The sequence below is a fragment of the Nitrospira sp. Nam74 genome, assembly GCF_965152615.1.
The window spans coordinates 4,856,591-4,877,723 of the sequence record NZ_OZ224220.1 but is presented as its reverse complement, the minus strand read 5'-3'; the positions used below and the strand labels follow the sequence as shown (position 1 = coordinate 4,877,723).

General features: G+C 58.5%; 16 protein-coding genes. 5 read left to right on the top strand and 11 right to left on the bottom strand.

Annotation, left to right across the window (positions count from 1 at the left end):
- Positions 1-2 precede the first annotated feature (2 nt).
- The 10 genes from ACWHYZ_RS22990 to ACWHYZ_RS22945 all read right to left on the bottom strand — a co-directional run bounded on the left by ACWHYZ_RS22990 (position 3) and on the right by ACWHYZ_RS22945 (position 12,874).
- Positions 3-1,367: a DUF4255 domain-containing protein gene (locus tag ACWHYZ_RS22990; protein ID WP_447984997.1), complete on the bottom strand. Its 1,365-nt coding sequence runs from the start codon at positions 1,365-1,367 to the stop codon at positions 3-5.
- Complete coding sequence (locus tag ACWHYZ_RS22985; protein ID WP_447984996.1) at positions 1,364-2,065, bottom strand: hypothetical protein; 702 nt, start codon at positions 2,063-2,065, stop codon at positions 1,364-1,366. Before ACWHYZ_RS22985 ends, ACWHYZ_RS22990 begins: the two co-directional genes overlap by 4 nt.
- The gene (locus tag ACWHYZ_RS22980) at positions 2,062-2,814 is read right to left on the bottom strand and encodes a T4 family baseplate hub assembly chaperone (protein ID WP_447984995.1); all 753 of its coding nucleotides are present in this window, start codon (positions 2,812-2,814) and stop codon (positions 2,062-2,064) included. The genes ACWHYZ_RS22985 and ACWHYZ_RS22980 overlap by 4 nt, the downstream gene beginning before the upstream one ends.
- A 29-nt stretch (positions 2,815-2,843) precedes the next feature.
- Positions 2,844-3,365 (bottom strand): phage tail protein, encoded by a 522-nt coding sequence (locus tag ACWHYZ_RS22975; protein WP_447984994.1) that lies wholly within the window; start codon positions 3,363-3,365, stop codon positions 2,844-2,846.
- A 27-nt stretch (positions 3,366-3,392) separates the two neighbouring features.
- Positions 3,393-5,003 (bottom strand): phage tail sheath family protein, encoded by a 1,611-nt coding sequence (locus ACWHYZ_RS22970; protein ID WP_447984993.1) that lies wholly within the window; start codon positions 5,001-5,003, stop codon positions 3,393-3,395.
- A 35-nt stretch (positions 5,004-5,038) separates the two neighbouring features.
- Complete coding sequence (locus tag ACWHYZ_RS22965) at positions 5,039-5,305, bottom strand: hypothetical protein (RefSeq protein ID WP_447984992.1); 267 nt, start codon at positions 5,303-5,305, stop codon at positions 5,039-5,041.
- A gap of 300 nt (positions 5,306-5,605) precedes the next feature.
- Positions 5,606-7,006, bottom strand: a complete 1,401-nt coding sequence (locus tag ACWHYZ_RS22960) for a sigma 54-interacting transcriptional regulator (RefSeq protein ID WP_447984991.1) — start codon at positions 7,004-7,006, stop codon at positions 5,606-5,608.
- A 614-nt stretch (positions 7,007-7,620) separates the two neighbouring features.
- Entirely contained in the window at positions 7,621-7,950 is a 330-nt protein-coding gene (locus ACWHYZ_RS22955) for a P-II family nitrogen regulator (protein ID WP_447984990.1), read from the bottom strand.
- On the bottom strand, positions 7,913-11,167 hold the full coding sequence (locus ACWHYZ_RS22950; protein ID WP_447984989.1) for a DUF2309 domain-containing protein: 3,255 nt from the start codon (positions 11,165-11,167) through the stop codon (positions 7,913-7,915). Before ACWHYZ_RS22950 ends, ACWHYZ_RS22955 begins: the two co-directional genes overlap by 38 nt.
- Before the next feature lie 39 nt (positions 11,168-11,206).
- Positions 11,207-12,874, bottom strand: a complete 1,668-nt coding sequence (locus ACWHYZ_RS22945) for an NADH-quinone oxidoreductase subunit 5 family protein (protein WP_447984988.1) — start codon at positions 12,872-12,874, stop codon at positions 11,207-11,209.
- 29 nt (positions 12,875-12,903) lie between these two features.
- Between ACWHYZ_RS22945 and ACWHYZ_RS22940 the strand changes: the two genes are divergently transcribed.
- The 5 genes from ACWHYZ_RS22940 to ACWHYZ_RS22920 all read left to right on the top strand — a co-directional run bounded on the left by ACWHYZ_RS22940 (position 12,904) and on the right by ACWHYZ_RS22920 (position 20,509).
- Positions 12,904-13,284 (top strand): hypothetical protein, encoded by a 381-nt coding sequence (locus ACWHYZ_RS22940; RefSeq protein ID WP_447984987.1) that lies wholly within the window; start codon positions 12,904-12,906, stop codon positions 13,282-13,284.
- 630 nt (positions 13,285-13,914) lie between these two features.
- A complete protein-coding gene (locus ACWHYZ_RS22935) occupies positions 13,915-15,612 on the top strand; it encodes an NADH-quinone oxidoreductase subunit 5 family protein (RefSeq protein ID WP_447984986.1) in 1,698 nt (565 codons plus the stop codon).
- Entirely contained in the window at positions 15,609-16,916 is a 1,308-nt protein-coding gene (locus tag ACWHYZ_RS22930) for a proton-conducting transporter transmembrane domain-containing protein (protein ID WP_447984985.1), read from the top strand. The genes ACWHYZ_RS22935 and ACWHYZ_RS22930 overlap by 4 nt, the downstream gene beginning before the upstream one ends.
- Complete coding sequence (locus ACWHYZ_RS22925; RefSeq protein ID WP_447984984.1) at positions 16,904-20,137, top strand: DUF2309 domain-containing protein; 3,234 nt, start codon at positions 16,904-16,906, stop codon at positions 20,135-20,137. Before ACWHYZ_RS22930 ends, ACWHYZ_RS22925 begins: the two co-directional genes overlap by 13 nt.
- Before the next feature lie 30 nt (positions 20,138-20,167).
- A complete protein-coding gene (locus ACWHYZ_RS22920; RefSeq protein ID WP_447984983.1) occupies positions 20,168-20,509 on the top strand; it encodes a DUF190 domain-containing protein in 342 nt (113 codons plus the stop codon).
- Between the two features lie 57 nt (positions 20,510-20,566).
- On the opposite strand, the gene ACWHYZ_RS22915 is transcribed toward ACWHYZ_RS22920, so the two are convergent.
- Positions 20,567-21,085 carry a CBS domain-containing protein gene (locus tag ACWHYZ_RS22915; protein WP_447984982.1) on the bottom strand — a complete coding sequence of 173 codons (519 nt, stop codon included), beginning with the start codon at positions 21,083-21,085 and terminating at the stop codon, positions 20,567-20,569.
- Positions 21,086-21,133 lie beyond the last annotated feature (48 nt).

The window sequence follows — 21,133 nt, the reverse complement described above, 5'->3', positions numbered from 1 at the left end:
AGTCATATCGTGATTGATGGCGACACGTACTTCCCTGTGCCATTCACCCCAAGCGGACTTTCCGCGCCATCCACCTGCACGCGGAGAAGATAGGCGCCAGGGGCGACAAAGCTGACGGCAAAGACGATGGTGGCCGTGTCGGGCTGGTTCGGGGCCACAATGCCGTTCTCCTGGGGAGCGGCGAAGCTGTATGACCGCGCAGGACGCGTGTTGGGCGGATTAAGTTCATTGAGCAAAAGGGTGACTCGCTGACGGCGCCCCACGCGCGGCGCGAAGTTGACCGTCACATTGGCCGACTGCAACGTCACGCCATCCACAATCACGAGAGCTCCGTTCTTCAAAGTTGGCGTCACGCCACCGACCGCCGGCGATGCGACGGCCGGCGCATCGACCGTCGGATGAAGGACAAATGCCCCGACATTCGACTCGAAGCCGCGATGCGGCTCATCTGGGGACGCTGTATGGAGGTCGAGCCGATGGATCACTTGTGCGCTTTGCACCCCTGCGCGCAATCCGGCGGGGACCGGAACATTAAGCACGGTATCAGTGACGTCAGTTGGTGCAGGGGTGATCTCTACTTCGCCGATGCGGACGCGCGTTACGCCGCCGCGCAATTGATACCCGCGCATAACTAGTGTGCTGCCTTCGACAATCCAATCATCCGCACCGGTCTTAGCCTCGATTATTTCAATCACCGGCTGTCGCCATGTGAAGACGTTCACGTTGTGCGATCGTACAGGCAGGGCGCGCTTGGTGCTGCGTTTGCTTTCGATGAGGACCACAGAGGCCTGGTAGACGGCCGACGGACGATAGTGTGCTTGTAGCGCCGTCCACAAGCGCGACATCTCCTCGGTGCTCAGACTCTGCGGGGAAATCTTGATCTGTTCAATCTGATCCGCCAATTCGGCCGCGACCAGCGCTTGCTGCGCCGGGGGCAAGACACTTCCCGTTACCGGGGGCGGCGCGCCCAATGCAAGACGGATCGCGTCACGTGCCAACACCGGAGTCTCGTGTAACAGCTGCATGGCATAGCCCAAGAGGATCTCCCCGTGAAATTCCTGCTCACCGTAGGCGGTAAGCAGATAGTGCAAGTCCAGCGCAAGCGGCGGGTTCGTCACCCGGTCACCGGGCCCATCACGCGACGGCAAACCCACATTGCGCCAGCCCTGGTTCGGCGTCGCCTGAAACAGAAACAGATTGAGCTGACTCTTCTCCTTGCTGTCACCGGTCTCGATCCGATCCGGTGCCAGCGCCGTCACCGTCACGTTTCCACCGATGGCCCCGGTAACATCCTGGTCAATCAGTCCGTTGTTGAGCAAATCACGCAGCACCGCCGTGACGGCACCGATGGCTAAGGCGTTGCTCATCGATTGGCTCGGGGGCGACCGCGCAAGTACTCTTCCAGGGAGTTCTTCTCGGACCTCGACGTCGGCCGTGCCGGCGGGGCCGTATTGGACATGATTGCACGCACGTCCACGCGGCCGATCGTCACATGAATCGTCGGCATGGCGCTTGGCATGTTGCCGTGCGCTGCTTGATCTGTAGGCTTGGCGTGTGGCGCGACTACACGCGCATTCGGGCCCACGCTCGGCGTGAGCCACCGTGCACGGCGCGACGGTGGCGTGCGCAGCTCCGGCCCTCCGGCATCGTCCGATTCGCCGGCCCCAGGGGATGAATTCAGGACCCGACGTAGTGTTGGCATCTCGTGCGTAAGCGAGGATGCCGCCGATGGGGCGACGGGGGTGAGGCGGGGTGTTGGCATCTGAATCGTCGCGTGGGCCGCGTTGATTGCCGATCGAACGGCACTCACACGCGGGTCCGGTCTCCGTGCCGACTGGTCTTGAATCTCTGGCGATGGTGGCCCCGGCGCCTCTTGCCAGGCTGTACGGCTCGGGAGATCGGACGGGCGCGGCGGGGTCTCAGCCGTTACATGCATCTCGCCCATTCGAGGGACCGGCACGCTGCCGATCGGCTCGAATCGAGACGGCAGGCGCGGTTCAAGCACCGGAAGTAACGATGGCGCGTCAACGCGATGGCGTTCAATGAGTCTCGCGAGAAAGTTCATCGTACCTGTTCAATCATTGATAGATAACGCCGCCGGCGGGGCGCGCTCATTGCCAGGATATCGGCCTCGGACCAGCCATAGGCATACGCCAGCGCGTGCACTTCATCCAACACGCGCTTCGCCCAGACATCAATCTCGCGCCACAAAAACGCCGCCACGTCGAACATCGCGTTCCACTCCTGCGCGCAGACCGGACATTGCAGCGTGACGTTCACATCGGCTTGCGGGTCAGCCTCACTCATCCGCTCTGCGACGGCGTCCACCACGGCGTCCGGCAATTCGTGGGCCGGTACGACCCTGTCTCCATGCCGCGCCTCAATCGTGCAACTGGCGATCATTACACGTTCTTGCACCGTGGCATCACTCACGCTTTCGGCGTCCATCACATCGAGACTGTTCGCTGCGCGAGCCCGAACGGCATAGCCGTCCATATGCACGTCGAAAAGGCCGTCGGGGGGCTGCTCCACGCGAATGTCCTCGGCATTGAGGCTCAGCTCGAATCGCTCCCGGCAGCCGGGGCAGCGCGCGAGTGCGATGATGCCGGGACCGAACAATTGTTCGCGCAACGACAGCAACTGCGCATCCCGACGGCCGATGCTCATCTCCGCCGCTGCCTGATGCGACATATTGGGCAACGCCATCATCAAGAGCGCGAGGGCGCGCTGAACGGAGGACAGAGCCTGTCCGGCCTCCCATACGTGAAGCAGTTCGGTGGCCGACGGAGTCTGCGCGAGCATCCCGTTCACCATGGCCTGCTCTCTTGCAGGAGCGTCATTCCTTACGCTCCGGTGAAGCTCGGCTCGCTCGGCTCGGGTACTTCCACATCACGCTCAAACCCTTCGTGCTCAAGCTTGAGGTGCTGGATGGCCACCGCATTCGCGTTGGCGTCGAGGTCGGGCAACGATTGATACTCGGACACCCAACATCGATAGATTTTGTACGACAGGGCGAGTTGGCCGGCCTCGTTGTACATCTCCAGGATGATGTCCTTACGAAAATCCTTGAGGGATATTTCTGCGCCAAGTCCGGAGCCGAAGTTCCATACCTTGTTGGCCCACTTCTCGAATTCCGTATCGTGAGTGACGCCTCGCTCCAGCGTGATGGCCTCATATTCCGTGCGTCCCGGCGACTTCCGGCTGCTGCTCGCATCGCCGCCCTCCCGATGTTTCACGACTTCGGTCGTGCGCTTAAGCGCGCTTACCTTGCTGATCCCCGCGACATAGCGGCCATCCCATTTCACGCGGAATTTGAAATTCTTGTAGGGATCAAATCGCTGCGCGTTGACTGTGAACTGAGCCATCTGCCCTCCTTTGGGTCTCGCGGCCGGCTATGTCTGGATCTGGCCGGCCATTTGCTGCAACTTGATGATGACGAACTCCGCGGGCTTCAGCGGCGCGAAGCCGACGACGATGTTGACGATGCCCAAGTTCACGTCGTTTTGTGTCGTCGTCTCTTTATCGCACTTGACGAAGTATGCGTCACGCGGCGTCGTGCCCTGGAAGGCACCCTGCCGGAACAGGTTGTGCATAAACGCGCCGACGTTCAGCCGGACCTGCGCCCACAGCGGTTCGTCGTTCGGTTCGAAGACGACCCACTTCAGGCCGCGGTACAGGCTTTCCTCGATGAACAGCGCCGTGCGTCGCACCGGCACGTATTTGTATTCGTCCGCCGCCGCATCGGCGCCACGCATCGTGCGGGATCCCCAGACGACGCGGCCATAGATAGGGAACGTGCGCAAACAATTAATCCCGATCGGGTTCAGCAGGCCGTTCTCGGCGTCGTTCATTTCGACTTTCAGGCCGGCCACGCCGCCGAGAGCCGCATCGATGCCGGCCGGTGCCTTCCACACGCCACGTTGTGCATCGGTGCGGGCGATTACGCCGGCCACCAGGCCGCACGGTACAAAGACGTCTAACTGACCGTCGAGCTTTGGGTCGGCTTGGATGATGCGCGGAAAATACAGAGCGGCGTTGCGAGCCGCGTCGCCGTTGAGATTCATTCCGCCCGCCCCGGTCTGCGCGGCGGATACCGTGGTCCATGCGTTCTTGGGATCGACGATGAGCATGGCGCGCCGTCTGGCGCAATAGGACAGTGCTTCCTGATAGGCGTCGTCAGGCACGTCGCCGCCCCGTGCATCGGGCAGGAGACACAGGAGATTGAAGAGATCCGCGTTCTCGAGTGCGTACAGGCCGGTTTTGGCTGACGGGCTGCCCTTGAACTCCGCCGAGCCGACGGGATCGCTGTCCTTGGCGACATCGGTGGCAGCGGCAGATTTGGCCGGCACGGACTTTGTGTTGTTCGTCCAGACGTCGGCATCGGTCAAGGCGCCTGCATGTGCGGCGGGGCTGGTATCCGAAGGGAGGACGACGCTCCCGCCCACGACCGCCAGTGCCGACTCGGCCGCAAGGACGCGATCAACGCGGCGCGCGCTTTCCTTGGTGGTGAGGTTTAAAAATGTCTCGATTGACCCAGTGGCGGCATCGCGCAGGGTCAAATCGAAGACATCGGCCGGCTGCACGCCGAGTCGCTGGGCCACGGCCTGCAAGTTGGGATCGGTGGCCGGTTTCTTGTCCACGCGAGCACGGACCTGCATTGCCCATGCGCCTTCCGAATTGGCCTGCAAGGTGAGATTGGTCACGTCGTAAGTGGCTTTTGACGCGCTTCCTGCAGGTGTCTTGTATAAGCGGACGATAATGGCCCGGCTGCCGCCGTTCACGAAGAAGTCACGCACGGCATAGCCCAGCGTCATGTTGCGCTCGAGGCCCCCGAAAAGGCGCTCGAAATCACTGAAGCTCGTAATCGTCACTGCCTGGTTCACCGGGCCTCTCAGGGCTTTGCCGAGAAACGCAGTGATGGAGGTGGCGACGCCGGTAATGGTTCGCACGCCGCTCGGAATTTCCTCGACGTAGACGCCCGGGTAGCTCGGGGTGACAGGCATGTGCTCTCCTTTCTTCGTTCGAAAAGGTCGGCAGCTTAGGGGTTCGCAGCGCCTGCCGACCTTTGGCGCAACACATTCGTAATCGTTATGAGATGCTGTTTATCCAGACCGTAGACGACATGTGACGGTGTCGTCTCCCGATGAATGATCCAACCGCAGGCTACCAGTTCGTCGATCGCGATTTGCACCTGTTCTCGCTTCGCCCTCCGATCGTTTGGGGGCAACCACCATCGGGCAATGCCGTCTATTGTGTCTTTAGCATCGGGATGTTGAACTAAGTAACGGAGGATTTCATTTATCACCGCTGAGTTGCTAGGACCTGAGCCATCCGTCGTCAAAGGTGGCACCCTTTTCCCAGGATCCGTCGCACATCACGCAAGGCGGGTACCAGAAGAAGAGGACGCTAACTTATGAGGATCGCTGGAAAATTTACAACGGTTACAAGGTGGTGAGGTGTACGCACCGCATCGTATCGATATTGGTTCGCAGGGACGCCTGAACAGGCAATGAAATTCCGATGCGGCTCTTATGCCCAAGTCACTGCGGTCGCCTTGCCGCATCCGTGCCATTGCTGGTCGAGGGAGGAAATGGCTGCAACGGCGTCAACAAAGTTCCTGGAAGGCGCGCCGATCTAACCCATGCTTTTCGAGCAATCGTTGAAAGGTTCGCCGCTCTTTTCCTGCCGCCTTGGCGGCACGAGAGACGTTTCCCTTGGAAGCCGCCAGAAGCTTCGTTAAATATGTCCGCTCGAAGTCTCGAACCGCGCAGGCCTTTGCCTCGCGCAACGAGGTCGCATCGGTGTGATGTCTTCCATCCGGCAGAGGCAGATCGAGGTGATCCGGACCCAACAGCGGTGAAGGGGCCAGCACAGCCGCGCGCTGGATGATTCCTTCCAATTCTCGCACATTGCCCGGCCAGGGATAGAGCAGGAGTTTTTGAAGAGCCTCGGATGAGACCGTGACCGGCCCTCGATTCGTCTTAGTGCCGTACTGACGTACGAAGTGGGAGACAAGCGCGGGGATATCCTCGGGCCGGTCTCGGAGAGGTGGGATGGACAACGAGAGGATGTTCAACCGGTAATACAAGTCTTGACGGAAGCGCCGACCTTCGACCTGGCGCTTGAGATCGGCATTTGTTGCGGCAATGATTCGCACATCCGCGACGGTTCTCTTGGACGATCCCAGGGGACGATATTGTCGATCCTGCAAAAACCGAAGGAGCTTTGTTTGGGCGGATGCGCTCAGGGTATCGATCTCGTCGAGGAACAGAGTCCCTCCTTCCGCCTCGGCCACCAGCCCGGGCTGATGAGAAAACGCATTGGTGAACGCGCCGCGCACGTGTCCGAACAATTCATTCTCGAACAGCTGATCCGGAAGCGCTCCGCAATTGACCGGGACAAACGGTTTCCCGTTGCGAGCACTGTGATAATGGATGGCCCGTGCGAAGAGTTCTTTCCCGGTTCCCGTCTCACCGGCAATCAAGATCGTCGCGTCCGCATTCGCAAGCAAGGGAATTTTCTCCACCTCGCGCACGAAGCATTCGGCCTGGCCCACCAGACAATCCACCCGAAATCGGTCCGGCTTGATTGTGCCCGGCATAACCGCATGGCTCCCCATCGTCTCTTTCGACAGAAGCCGCTCGATACGGGGCATCAGTTCGATCGGGCGGAAGGGACAGAGGAGAAAATCATCAAGACCGTGGTTGAACGCGCGCGAGACGTTCGCATGGCTCTGCTGGCTGCATAACAGTCCCAGCACGGGAACGTGCGCCCACTGCCGTCGCAACGATGGCAGCACCTCCGATACCGGCATCGCGGGTGACGGCCGAAGCAACACACATTCGGGGCACGGTGCACGATCATTGACTGCCAAGATGGTCGAGACCTGAATTCCGATGTCGCCTTCCGGCAGACATTGCCGAACGAGCGCGGGAAGCGAATGTTGATGGTCGCCAGGGCACGATTGATTGGCAAGATCAAGAATTAAGATGTGAGATCGATGCATCTCATCCGATCCTTGGGACGTTGCGACACGAATAATGCTCAGGGTGCATAGGAACTGTAGTAAGCCCCAGGAACTGCCATGAGTAAATAGCGATGCCTATGCAAGTCTCACGTGTTAAAGCCGGCATACCCACCTCAACGATCAGTGAGGCAAACGGATCATCAAATATGCGCATAGATGACCAGAAGATAACTAGGATGGCAGTCCAGAGCCGGCGGTGATCAATCCTGAGTTGGTCCGCTTCACCTTGTTCCTACTGTGAATTTAACTGGCGGGATTCTTCCTCCGGTAGAAGGCCCTACTACGCCAGAGCACTTTAACGAAGCATATGTATCTAGGCAAGTCAGTAGATGTTAGTAGGTACAGCCGTGGCGAAAGAATGATGTAAAGTATCTCAATGGCCTGATGGCCGATCATTTGGGAACGAAGAACTTACAGCGTACCGTGCCGCAGAAACGCGGGCTGAGACGGCGTGGAGTGATGCCGTGGTCTAGAGGCCATAGAGAGGTGCTTGGGAGCTGAGGCGGCGCGTCAGGAGCCGCATAAATACTTTGACACGCTCGAGACAATCGGATGCGATACACCCGATGGCGATCCGTTACGCCGGACAGGGTTTACTTCGCCACGAAATGCTCTCGCCGGCTCACCGCCACATCGCTGACAAACATGGTCCCGGAATGTTTGTTAAAGAGGGGGCCGAGTCCGGCTAGGATGGGCTCAATCTTCTCCTCGGGCACCACGGTAAATACGACGACCTGACTACTGACGTCGTTAAACATCAGATGGCCTTCATGGAACCCGTGATGACCTTTTCCAGACACATTATGAATCATGGTGTACCCGGTTGCCCTGACCCGGTCCAGCAAGTCAGTCACAATCTTGACGTGGTCGCCTTGGACCACGATTTTAATCTCTTTCATGGGATGCAGCGTTAGTCTCCCCATGTGTTCCTCCTTGTAGCGGCGTCCATCCAGTCGTCCCCTCATACGCGTAAAACATCTCATCTTTGGGATCCAGCGCGACGAGCGACACCCACCGGTAATTACACAACCGGCCGAGCAGCGGGTGCTTCAAGATAATCGCTTGAATCCGCTCTCTCGGCGCTTCAATTACAGCTAGCAATCGCATCGGTTCGTGATAGGGTCTCGGTCCATCCAACACCGTCTGGGCCGGCAGTCCGATCCGCAGATCGCTGCTGACCCCGCTCATGACACCCACTCTGCCCACGACATTGTGATAGACCTTGCTGCCGCTTCCGTAAATTTCATTGTCGACGGTCGAGAAGTAATGCTCCATGTTGATCCATTGCGCCACCACCAGAGGCGCCGTCATGATGGTTTCCAACAGCCGGCCTGAGTCATCCTGACGAAAGTCGTAGGAATGAAGAAATGCACGCCCCTCCAGGTTCAGGGTGCGCGTCAATTCTCGTCTTCCGACGATGAAAAAACTGTTCCTGGAAAGGCCCCATTCAGGACGGACCTGCGCCCAGTCGGCACTCCTCCGCCTGGCTCGGCTCTGCGCGAGGCCGGCTCGATGAGCAGCCGTCAGGCTTTCAAGCGCGGCCCCGCGATCCCGTGCGGCGTGCGCTCCGGCCTCGGTGAGGTCGGCCATCAAACGGGACAGATCCTTCCGATGAGTTGCCGGCACGTCCTCCAGATCGACGATGCGCAGCTCGTCGCAGGTCGTATCATGATGAGCGGCGACAAAATGCGTGTCGCTTGGAATCGTAATGCCTCGCGCGTGCAGCATGTCACGAACGGCCGGCCTGTTGGCCATCGCTGCAAAGGCTCTCGCATTCGGCAACCCATGATTCCCCCCGCAAGCTCCACAGTCCAACGCCGACTCATAGGGATTATTATCGGACGTGCTGCCATGCCCGCAGAACACGACAAGCCGTGCAAACCCCGCCGTGAGCCCCATCAACCGGAGTCCGGCTTCAACCCCGTAGGCCTGTTCTGCGATGGAAAATCCATTTTGTGTGATCCGGTCTAGTCGCGCGGAGATACCCCGCGGGGACATGGTCAACTCGCGCTGGAGTCGCTCATAGAGTGCCTCCTCCTCGGACGGCGAAATGGCCAACGCCTTGCCCACATGGCCGCCTTTTCGAGGATTGGTCGGCTCCAGTGCCTGAAGGCGAATGCTCTCGAGCAACGCTGGCGTGACGGCTGCCCCCCGCAAGTGAAGCTCTTCACGAAGTATTTCCCGGATGTGCGCGCGCTGTTCCGAGGCAACCATTTCTTCAGCCTCTGCTCGCGTCAATTTATCGATCGTCAAGGTCGTGGCCAACGGCGGTACAAAGAGCCGCTTCAGCCATTGCGTGGTGCGATGGTACCAGAGCGGACAGAAGGTCTTTCCGAACAGCGGAAGGCTGAAGAACCACCCCAACGCTTCCACCATGACGTACGGCGTGATGACATTTTGTTTCAGGTCGTGCAAGAGGGTGTGGCCTGCCTTCGTGAATTGTGCAGCCAGCCGATGCCGCTCGGCTGTTTTTTCATGGTAGCTTCGGGGAATCTCCCTGATGTGATTCTTGGGTTTGAGCAACACCGGACAATGAGTGATACTTTGTTCGGCGCCAAACGCCCGATACTCCAGGGGGATGCCGAAGAAGCCCGCCAAGCCGAAGGTCGCGTAGCCTCCAAGATTTTCAAGGTGCCACCTGAACACTTCAGAGCGGACGTCGATGCAGAAGACCAACTGGGCCAGAGGCCTCGAGGGGCCGGATCTTGGCTCCGGTGATTCGCTGTGGGCGCGGTTGGTCATGCCGTCGCGCAGCTGCTGAATCACGGCTTGGCGATGAGACAACTCGAATGCCTCCAACCACCGTTGGCCGTGTTGCGACTCCGGAAAGCTCGCTAACCACTGGAGGATCGTCCGTAGATCAGAAGGGCTGGTCGTGACAATGGACGTCGCCGGCAGGCCGAAGGCATCAGCCAATTTCAAGAGACGCCGTCCCACGGTATGACGAGCGTCCTGGCTTTGCGTCTGCTGGGCTTGCGCATACAGGCGGGTGGCCAATTCCTCCCATGCTGCAGCGTCGCGCGTTCGGCGCAGCTTTCGGACCTCTCGGAGGGCCGATTCAGCCAGGCAGCCGGCGTTCCAGGCCCGCCTCAGCCAAAAGGCATGAGGCGTAAGGTCCATGAACTCATGAAGCGCCTCATAGTGTCCCGCCAGCCCCAACGACTTGCGGCAAGCCTGGTCGACCAGTTCACGCTCGTAAAATAGGCGCACAGCCAAAAACTTTACCAGATCGATGGGATACTGCTCTTGCCACGGATAATGACTTTCGGCAGAACGCCATTTGATGAAGCCGGTCCAGCCCGGGAGCGCGGCCAGATGCCATGTGAGATATTCCTGCCAAGCCGATTTGGGAATTCTCAAGACTCGCAGACTGTCCAACACGGCATCTTCTGGGCGATCAGAAAGCTCGGCAATTTTATGCGCCCCATCCGTCACCCCGATCAGCCACAGGTTTAGGTCGTGCGGAGCGAGCGCTTTCCAAGCTCGATAGAACGTCCGCTCTCGACCGGGCATGGACCAGGAAGCTTCTCCCTCATCCAAGAATACGCTGCACCACTTGATCATCTGTTCATTGATGCGTGTGACGAGATCAGTTCCCAACGTGCGGTCACACCAGGTGGAGAGCGTTTCCCGGACAGGCAACTCGTGAGCCGCCCACGGGAGGAGCGGCTCGGGAGCTGTGAAGACAGAGGCATCGAGAACCACGCCTATCCCTTCCGTCACTTCGCGGAGCGTATCCTCGCTGGGGGAACCGGTGGTGCCGCCGGTATCCTGTTCCATCACACCGTGGACCATTGAAGCTGTCAACAGCTCAAGATGAGAGGTCGAACGGCCGCCGAAGACGACGTGCTGATCGGTGACAAGAGGGGCAAGTGCCTCGATGAGGTGTTCTGCTCGGATGCGGCCAAGTTGGAAATAGTGGCGGTAGGCTTCGTTGGGCAGATAGCCGCGCCCGCCCAATAGGTCCGCTCCTCGCCGAACCGCCTGCTCAAACGGCATCTCTTCGAAACCGTGAAGCGGATTATGGTGAATGAAGGTCCGCATGGGCCAATACGCCGCAAAGGCTTCACCGGCCAACTGCACATAGGACCGCAGCTCCATCCTCTGAGCATCGGTGAATGTGCCGCTCTGCATGGCCATAATCCGTTCTCGAGTCACGCGAGATGCCGATGGACCTCGTTACAGACCACGGGCCTTTCTCCCCATGGCTCGAACGAGGTCTTCCACATAGAGTCCGTTGAGAAATGCCACGTATGCCCTGGTCCTGAGCGCCTGTGCCCATGTAGGCATGAGCCATTTCACGCCATGCGCTTTGCCATAAATGAGGATCCACACGGCGATGACCATCATCGTCGAGACCAGCACAAACGTATCGAAGAGCGAGCGGTCCCACTCGGCTGCCCGAAAGTATTCGGCCGACTCTCCCGGTATGGGATACAGGAGGTGAGTGAAGGCTTGGCCGGCCCAAAGATACGTCAGGCCGATGAGCGCCAGGGCCGCGAGCATCATGAGGGATACTTTCCAGGATGCCACAGCATTCAAACGGTAGAGACTGAAGATCGCTTGTGAGGACGTGACCCAGCCAAAAAAGAGGAAGATCATCGCGCCCTGCTCCTCGAGCAACGCAATCCGCACGAACCCATGGGCAGCGAGCAGGGTGATCAGCGGCAGAATCAGTGTCACCGTGAAGCCCGTCCCCCACGCCACCGGTGAAAAGGTGCCGGCACTTTCCTCTCCCGCGCCGGGAGGCAACTTAAAGTCGGCTCTCGACTTATGAATGTTGGCGCCGGAGTTCAGGAACAAGGTCGCTTTAAAAAGACCATGCGCACAGAGATGAAACACCGCCAGCGCGAAGGCGCCGAGGCCGCACTCCATCACCATATAGCCCATTTGCCCCATCGTAGAGTACACCAACGTCCGCTTAATACTGGATTGTGTCAACATCGTCGCAGCGCCGATCAACACCGTGACGCCGCCGACCACGAACATCAGGTGAAGGGTCATTGGCTCGAGGCCGAACAGGGGAGCCAGTCTGTTGACGAGAAATCCGCCCGCGTTGACGATCCCGGCATGGAGCAGGGCCGAGACCGGTGTCGGCGCCTCGATCGTGCCCGGCAACCAAATGTGGAAAGGAAACTGCGCCGACTTCGTCATGACGGCAATCAAGAAGAGCACGGAGGCGACAGACACGACATCGAACGCCGACCCGATTCCCAGCCACTTCGACAGATGGATCGGCGCCGCTTCGAGCTGCTCAAATAGCAACGTGAGGTCGAGCGTGCCATACGAGCCATACAGCACCGCCAGCGCAAGCCCAAACGCCGCATCGCCGATGCCCTGAACCCATAGCGTCTTGCGCCCAGCTTCTTTTGCTGCGCGACTGGCCGGATTAAAGGCCAGCAGCGTGGCCAATAACCACGTGATAAGATGCCACCAGACAAACATCCACAGCAGATTTCCGCTGGTGACTAGGCCCAGCAAGACGAACGTCAACATTCCCAAGAGCGCAAAGAATCGAACGAAGCCCGGGTCGCCCACCATATACCGCGTTGAATACGCGTGAATGACCAAACTCACGAGACTGACGAGCACCATCATGATGGCAGCGAGCCGATCAACGTACAGCGTGTAATTGACTGCGTCCAGCCCGACGAGAATGGCTGCAGGTGGTATCGCTCCCTCCTGGAGGACCACCACAAGGGTCGAGATCGAGGCCAGCGCGGAACACACGAGTGCGCTCACGCCAATACGCGCACTCCGCTCGCCCAAATGTCCTTTAAACATCACGATCAGAACGGCACCGACAAGCGGCGCTATGATCGCAACAAGTGGCAGTATGAGCTTCATTTGCGGACCCATAATAACCGACGAGCACGGTGTGCAGGAAGATCACAACCTTCTACCATGGACTGGCCCTTTCCCATACGGAAGCCAATCGACAAGCCGGCAATGGCGCCATTCCTCATCACTTCAAGCGCTGCTCGATCCGCGTGTCGGTTTATTTGGGACAGAGTCATAGCCATATGAGCGACATTAACGATATCGAGACTTCTATGGCACAATACCAGGCGCGTGGCGGTGAGCAAGGCCACAACTTCCTTCAACTCTCTGGCCGCGCATTCGCCGTGCAACAACTATTGGTGAGACGACTCGGCGGAAGAGTTTCAATGGGTGCCAAACAAAGCGTGTGGGCTCGTCGGCAGAGAGAAAGCGCTTCGTTAATCAGGGCGGAAATCGCACGTCTATTTTATCGGTGAAGTTTGCAATCAGAGCCATCGAATTAAAAACAGGTATAACGGCATTCATCGCTCCCCGAGCCTCACTTTGCCGAGAGAACGGTTGAGAAGACCGACTTTAAGGCAACGAAGCCGTTTTTTGCAACTTCCCTGCATGCGGATGGTTCTGCATCAAGATTGGTCGTCATCGGTTCCACGAAAGCGACTAGGTTTCCAGATCTGGGGCTGACCATCAGGACTCTCTCAATACCAGTGCAGACCTCGCTAATTCATCCTATAAGCTACTGCTGCCCGTTGCTCTTCAAGACCTTCGGTTAGGACTCCCGATACCCCTTCACAAAATACAACTATAAAGCGAACGGTCCTATGAAATAGGTCGAGAATCGCGACCAGTGCCAACTCGTGTGGGAAAATTTCCGGTTGGTGCCAAAGACTTGGAAATACGGCGCTACACAAATATAGATGGCTTTTGGTAAGTCATTGATATGTAATATGGGCGTGGCGGCAAAAACTCAGGGGAGCTGACATGGAGCAATTAGTTGATTGCCTTGACTGTTCCACAAGGATGAATAAGAGTTGTCGCTCGGCTGTTCTGGGCGTTGTTTGAACTGCTCATCATTTCATCAACTGTGAAAGGGCAAGGATAGCGGCATGTGGCTTCTGACGCTCGTTCCGCTGTTGCCTCTTTTTGCGGCGATCATCGTCTTGGTCGGTGAGACCGAGACGCACCACGCACGAATGCGGCTCGGCGTTCTACCTCTAGTGGCGGCGTTCGTTGGCTCTCTCGTGACGTTGGTAGTCGTGTCGAACGGTGCTGTCAGCCTCCGGTTCTATGACCCGTCATCGGTCACGAATTTTGCCCTACCTTTCGGCTTCCACTTCGACCGGCTTAGCGCAGTGATGATGGTCCTGATCTCGGGAGTCGGCGCCATCATCTATCGTTACTCCGTGAATTACATGTATCAGGATCCGGGTTATCGCAGGTTTCTCGCCCTCATTGGAGTCACGACGTTCGTCCTCCTCTGCATGGTATCGAGCGCCAATCTCCTCATGCTGTTTGTGTCCTGGCAACTCCTGAGTTATCTCCTCTACCTGCTCGCTCACAACCTCAGCCACGCCGCCACACTTCAAGGGGCGTTCAGAACCTTTACACTCTTGCGCGTCGGCGATGTAGCGTTTCTCGGGGGGATCGTGCTCGCGCATTCACTGTACGGCACCATCGAGTTTCAAGAACTGTTTACCAGGGCCGCCGAAACACCAATCATTCTTTCGCCCCTTCCTGGAGTCGAGATGAGCGGTGCGACCGCCGTGACGCTTCTGATTTTCATCGGGGGCATGAGCAAGTCGGCACAGTTTCCCCTTCACATCTGGCTTCCGCCCGCACTCTACGCTCCGACTCCGGTCCATGCCCTCCTGCATGCCGGCATCATTAACGCCGGCGGCTTCCTGATGAACCGTCTCGCGCCTTTGTACGGATTGAGCCCCACGACCCTGCACGTCGCATTCGTGATCGGCACGCTCACCGCCATTCTGGGCGCCTCCATGATGCTGACCCAGAATGACATCAAGAAGACGCTCGGTTTCTCTACGATCGGCCAGATGGGCTACATGATCATGGAGTGCGGCTTAGGGGCCTTCGCACTGGCGGTCTTTCATCTGATCGCGCACGGGCTCTTCAAGGCCACGGTGTTCCTGAACTGCGGAAACATCATCCATAAGGCCCGGCAGGAGCCGGTGTTTCCGCATGTCACCCATGCGATCGAAGAAGAGGAATTCTCACGGCTGACCTGGTCGACCGGGTTTTTCACGACGTTGCTGATGCCGCTGGTGATTTTGCTCGTCGCTCATGGCATCCTGCAGATCCCGATTCGCGATTCGCAAGGCGCGGTGATCTTCCTCTTCTTTATCTGGGTGACGTCCTCCCAGGCGATCCTGACGCTCACCCGCCTGCGCGCCGTCGCCTCGTGGAAAGTGTCGGCGGCCATGCTTCTGACGCTGCCCATCGTGGTCTTCACGTATCTCTTCGCAGCGGAACGCTTCACTGCGTTTCTCTATCCTGATCGAGAAGAGGTGGCTTCTTATTTCCGGGCTGCCGCGCTTCCAGGGCCACTCTTCGATGGCCTGGTCGCAATGACGACCCTGCTCATCCTTCTCGGCTGGTCCTATCTCTATGCCCGGACCCGAGGTCACAGTATCCGGCTGCCTCGCTGGCTCGAAAGGCTTCACATCCGTCTTTACGTGTTGTTCATGAACCGTCTCTATCTCGATTTGATCTATTCGAAATTGGCGCGGGCCGTGATGGGCCTGGCCTCTCGCCTCGACAAAGGTCCGTTCGGGAGGACGTTGTGACGGCACAGATGACTGGTCCTCTCCTGCTCGTCGCCACTCCGGTCCTGGGTGCCATGGTGGGCCTGCTCATGTGGGGGAGACCGCGGGAGCTGAAGCTCTGGCTTCTGTTCGCCACGATGATCAGCCTCGCTACAATTGGGTGGGCAGCGGCAAATCTGCCCGCGCTGCCAGGAGGGCTGTTCCTGCTCGCGCTCCTTCCTCTCATGGCGTTCGTCACACTGCTGGGACAGCCGATACACGGGGGGACCTCTGCCGCCTGGTTAATGACGCTGGTGCTGCTTGGATTGGGATTGGGAGGGCTGTCTTCTGAGACTTCTTTATCTCTGATCTTCTTGTTGCTTCTTCTTGCCTTCGTCGGTCTGATGCTTTTTCTCTACCGAAGCCATGCAGGATTGAATGCGTGGTTGGGAGCCGGGACGTTCGGTCTTGGAATGCTTGGGATCGTTGTGGCCTTAACCACGGGTCCTCCGGTATCCTCCATCGCGTTCACAGTCGCATGCGCTGTGGGGCTTCCACTCGTGCCGTTTCATAAGGGCTATATCGCCGCACTCACGGGATTGCCGGGAAACCTGCCCGCCTTCTTGGCGCTTTTACTGCCTGTCATGGGATTCCATGGGCTCATGAGTGTGCTCCCTCGGCTTCCAAATGCGTTGATGGGGGTGATAGGGGTCCTGGCTCTAGCAGGAACGCTCTACGGCTCCTTAAAGGCATTGACTCAATCTCGCGCGGCATCGGTTGCGGCCTATGGCGGTCTAGCCTTTCTCTCCATTCTCTGGTGGTATTTGGTGACGATTCGGGTCGCGCCGTCTCAGACTGTGGTGTACCTAAGCGCCGTCAGCCTCGCGACCGGCGGACTGCTCCTTGCCTGGTACATGTTGCGGGCTCGTTATGGTGAGATCGGGCTTCGCGCGCTGAGCGGGCTGGCCCAACCCATGCCTCGGTTTGCGGTCGCGCTGTCACTGTTGGCGCTCGCGGCCTTGGGTCTGCCACCGTTTGGAGTATTCTCCGGTTTCATCGGCTTGCTGCTCGCTCCATCGTTTACGTGGTCGGGTGCACTCATCGTCGTTATCATCGCCTGGCTAAGCGCCTCGTGGTATGTGTTCGACCTCGTCCAGGGACTGTTGTTTGGTGGCCAATGCCAAGCGCGACGGCATGAAGACCTGCGCGATTACGAACTGGCCTCGCTCGCCATCGTCCTCGTGCTGCTAGTCGCTTTGGGCGTCATGCCCGCTCACCTTTTCAGTATGGGGCCAATCAGCCTTCAGCACACGGTCGTGATGGAGTTCCTGACGTGGAACAAATAAACCCCGCCGCCGACCTTGAAACTCGCCGCATGGCGCTTCGGGGCATCGTCCGTGTCGCCGGTGAAGTGATTGCGCGCTACTGGCCTATGCGGACCTTCGTGCACCACAATCCATTCCATAGCCTCGAGTATCTGCCTTTTGATGAGACGGTCCGGCGCGGCCAGAAGTTTCTGGGGGGCCGGGGCTATCTCTCCGGCGAGACCTATCGTGGACACCTCCGCTCCGGCAGAATAGTGCTTCGCCATCTCGACGAGGCGTTACAGCCGTTGGTTCGCGATGGATACGTCATCGTGGGTCCGTGCCGCATCGCGCACCGGGAGGTCCTGCGGGCATGTCTGACCCATGGACTCTGCACGGCTGTGGATGAGCCATTCGATGCCTTGTTGGATCACGGTTCGAACGAAGAACTCATCAACGCTTTAGTCGATCACCTCGCGCCGGCTTTGAGCGCGCCGACAATGGAGGCTCAAATCGCCACGGTCATACGGGAAGACAACGCGGCGTTGGGACGCCATTTGACCCTCTCCGACTGGTGCGATCGCACGCTGGGCACGCAGATCGTCAGTCTCGTCAACACCGAATTGATCAAATGGTGCGGAGCCTTCCTCGACGAGGGCCATGCGACCTGGCCGATGCCGGGACGGGAACAGGGGTTCTATGCGGCCTGGAAATCCCTCGCGGCTCAGGAATGGTCACCGTGCGGCATCAAAGACAGTGGCCGTAAGATTGCCGAACTGCCAGAGTACCCCGAAGACGTCGTGCTGGAGAGCCTGGAGATGCTCGGGATTCCCGTTGAACTTCGGCAGGACTATCTCTCGCTTCAACTCACGGCGCTTCCCGGGTGGGCTGGATTCATTAAGTGGCGGGAGGAGCAGCGGGACTATGCCTGGCAACAGGCCTGCCCTGTCAGTTTGGTAAAGTTTCTCGCCGTCCGTCTGTGGTATGTCCGAGAGCTGGTCGGAAAAGCCGGACGCGAAGAACTGGGGATCGACGGCAACTTCCACGCCATCTCTGCTTACATGCACAACCATCCGCACGCCTACTTCTTAAGGAAGGAACAAGTGGCCGGCCGCCTGCCGGTCATGTACGCCGAGCAAGTAGAGCGCCTTTCACGGGACGGAAGCAACGGATGGAAGGCCTTAGCCGATCGCCTGCACATCGAGGCGGGACCCCAACGGGACCGGTGCTTGCGGCTTACGGCAGCCCGTCGCCTGGTGGCGCTCGCCCGGGCGTTGGACATCGTGCCGACGGTATTGCTTGATGGCGCGCCGAACGATCTGGCCACGCTGGTCACATGGATGGACGCCTTCCCTGAACCGGATCACGGCCCGGTCTGGCTGAGGGCGTTTGAAGCCGGATACCACGAACAGTTGTTCGGCATGCTGATGCGGACGGCGTCCACGGCTACGACGGGACGTCCCGAAAGTTCCCCTCCGGTGCGGCCGCAGTCGCAATCGGTGTACTGTATTGATGTGCGGTCGGAGCCTTTTCGGCGTCAGTTGGAATCGACCGGTGACAATGAGACCTTCGGCTTCGCCGGCTTTTTCGCCGCCTTTATTCGTCATCGCGCATGGGGCAAGGAGCATTACACCGAACAGTTTCCGGTGATCATGCGGGCTCGCAATGAGGTGCGCGAGATCCCCCGCAGTTACCTCGAACACATGGTGACCAAGCACGAATCGAGAGCGAAACTCCTTCATGCCGGACATACGCTCCTTCACGATTTGAAGGAGAATGTCATCACGCCCTATGTCATGGTCGAATCGCTGGGATGGTTCTATAGCGTTCCCATTATCGGCAAAACGGCATGGCCTGCCCTCTACGGGCGTCTCAAGGCGTGGATGCAGCACCTCTTTGTCCCTTCGATCGCGACCAGCCTCACGGTTGATAAATTGCCATCGAGTGATATCGAAGAGATGCTGCTGTCGGAACAGCGCGCCGTCATCTGGAAAGCTTTACGTGACCAACTCGGTATCCGCGGTTACCGAATCCCTCCGGAATTCGTGGAGGTCTTGCGCCTTCAGGCTTTGAATGAAGAAGCCGGCCTGGAGACGTCTGTGATCGGGGCCGCTCAGGAACTCGCGCTTTCCAAGGAGGAAATCGCGGCATTTGTGGAGACGCTACGGCGGCAGTATCGGATCAATCAGCGGTCGGTCTCATGGCAGAAGGAACGGATCACGCGCACGGGATTCACACTCGATGAGCAGGTCCTCACACTGGAGACGGCGCTCCGCATGATGGGGTTGACGCGCAACTTCGCACGAATCGTGTTGTTCTGTGCGCACGGCAGCACCTCCGAGAATAATCCATTTGAATCGGCGCTGGAGTGCGGCGCCTGCGGAGGCAACGAGGGGAAACCCAATGCCCGTGTGCTTGCCATGATGGCGAACAATCCCAAGGTGAGAGAGCGGCTGACGAAAAACGGCATTGACATTCCTTCCGACACTCATTTTCTCGCCGGCCAAGTGGATACCACCACGGATGAAGTGCACCTCTTCGACCTTGAAGACGTGCCGGCGACGCATCGAAAGGATGTCTCCCGGCTGCTGGAAGATCTGCACGAGGCCGCTGAGCTCACGAGTCAGGAACGTTGTACCAGGCTCCCTGATCTGAAGGGTGCATTGTCGCTCGCGCAAGCGCGAGCCTGTGTGCGGGAACGTAGCGCGGACTGGAGTCAGGTGAGACCGGAATGGGGCTTAGCCGGCAACACCTCGTTCATCATCGGCCGACGGGAGCTCACGAAAGGCCTCAATTTAGCCGGGCGGGTCTTCCTGCATTCCTATGATTATCGAGAAGATCCGACCAACCGCTTGCTCGAGGTCGTCATGACCGGGCCGCAAGTCGTGGGCCAATGGATCAATATGGAACATTATTTCTCTGCCGTGGATAACGAGGTGTACGGAAGCGGCAGCAAAATTTATCATAACGTCGTGGGACGGCTCGGCATCATGTCGGGTCCCTGGAGCGATCTGCGGCTGGGGCTGGCTCGGCAGACGGTGATAAACGGCGAGGCGCCCTATCATGAGCCCATGCGGTTGTTGACCGTGATCGAAGCGCCGCGCGCGAACATCGGGAAACTGATCGGTCGGCACGAAGTGCTGCAGCATTTCTATCACAACGAGTGGGTGCACCTCGTCGGGCTCGATCCGGAAGATCGAGCCTTGTACCGGTATCGACCGACTGGAGTGTGGAGCCGGGTTGAAGGTGTCCCGGAATCCTGAGCGGAAGATTCATGGAAAGGAGTTAGGTGAATGAACGGGCTGACGTTGCATCCGATGAAGGAAATTCGTGTCGTCGTCTCGGGCGAGCATCGTGCGTTTGTCACGGAGTTGCTGGATAAGGTACAAGCGACTGGTTACACGGTCATTGGCAATATCTCCGGGAAAGGCCACCACGGCATTCGTGAGGCCCACTTTATGTTCAATGAGCAGGAAAGCCTCGTGATGATTATGACCGTGGTACCTGAAGAGAAAGTTGAGCCAATCTTAGCCGGACTGCGGCCGCTGTTCGACAGGCACTCCGGGGTGATGTTCGTGGCTGATGTGGCGGTGAGCCGACGGGAATACTTCGGGAAGCCAAGAACAGGCTCCTGACCTCGCGCTGAGCCTCAGTTCGATGTGCGTGCAAGTGAGCAGACCAATGATCGGTCCTCACGCCGATCGGCCTTGCGTCTCATAGGCGTGTTCTTCTAGCAATCGCCCCTTCCGCCCTTCACCAGCCACAGATTGCTGCGCAAAAAACAGGCCTCGGTTGATATCGGCGATGGTCACCATCCCAACAAGCTTGCCTTTGCGCTCCACTACTGGGATGCGCCGGAAGTTTTTCAGTCCCATATAGGATGCGACTTCCAGCACCGGATCGTCTGGGCTGACGGTCAGCGGATTCCGACTCATCACGTCTTCTACTTTCTTTTCTAAAACTTCCGAATAGCCGGCTTCCATTTCAACGAAATCCCGGCTGTGCACATTGTCGTGAATGTAGTCGCCGTAGTTCGGATAAAGCGGAATCATCACATCGCGTAGGGTCACAATCCCGATCAACTGATCGCCATCCTCAACCACAGGGATAGCTCCGCAACGCCGGATGAGCATTTTCACGACGACGGAGCGGACCGTCTCTGTTTTCATGGTGGTGGCTAGTCCAGTTGACATGACCTCATGGATCAGCATAGCGGCCTCCTTTCTTCACTTCGAAGCCATTTTATTTCCTGCCGAAGT

What these genes read in the sequence shown, in the direction of transcription:
- ACWHYZ_RS22920 (WP_447984983.1), top strand. Translation starts at nt 20,168, where the DNA reads ATGAACGGGCTGACGTTGCATCCGATGAAGGAAATTCGTGTCGTCGTC.
- ACWHYZ_RS22980 (WP_447984995.1), bottom strand. Translation starts at nt 2,814, where the DNA reads ATGGTGAACGGGATGCTCGCGCAGACTCCGTCGGCCACCGAACTGCTT.
- ACWHYZ_RS22935 (WP_447984986.1), top strand. Translation starts at nt 13,915, where the DNA reads ATGTGGCTTCTGACGCTCGTTCCGCTGTTGCCTCTTTTTGCGGCGATC.
- ACWHYZ_RS22945 (WP_447984988.1), bottom strand. Translation starts at nt 12,874, where the DNA reads ATGAAGCTCATACTGCCACTTGTTGCGATCATAGCGCCGCTTGTCGGT.
- ACWHYZ_RS22970 (WP_447984993.1), bottom strand. Translation starts at nt 5,003, where the DNA reads ATGCCTGTCACCCCGAGCTACCCGGGCGTCTACGTCGAGGAAATTCCG.
- ACWHYZ_RS22975 (WP_447984994.1), bottom strand. Translation starts at nt 3,365, where the DNA reads ATGGCTCAGTTCACAGTCAACGCGCAGCGATTTGATCCCTACAAGAAT.
- ACWHYZ_RS22985 (WP_447984996.1), bottom strand. Translation starts at nt 2,065, where the DNA reads ATGAACTTTCTCGCGAGACTCATTGAACGCCATCGCGTTGACGCGCCA.
- ACWHYZ_RS22950 (WP_447984989.1), bottom strand. Translation starts at nt 11,167, where the DNA reads ATGGCCATGCAGAGCGGCACATTCACCGATGCTCAGAGGATGGAGCTG.
- ACWHYZ_RS22915 (WP_447984982.1), bottom strand. Translation starts at nt 21,085, where the DNA reads ATGCTGATCCATGAGGTCATGTCAACTGGACTAGCCACCACCATGAAA.
- ACWHYZ_RS22955 (WP_447984990.1), bottom strand. Translation starts at nt 7,950, where the DNA reads ATGGGGAGACTAACGCTGCATCCCATGAAAGAGATTAAAATCGTGGTC.
- ACWHYZ_RS22990 (WP_447984997.1), bottom strand. Translation starts at nt 1,367, where the DNA reads ATGAGCAACGCCTTAGCCATCGGTGCCGTCACGGCGGTGCTGCGTGAT.
- ACWHYZ_RS22960 (WP_447984991.1), bottom strand. Translation starts at nt 7,006, where the DNA reads ATGCATCGATCTCACATCTTAATTCTTGATCTTGCCAATCAATCGTGC.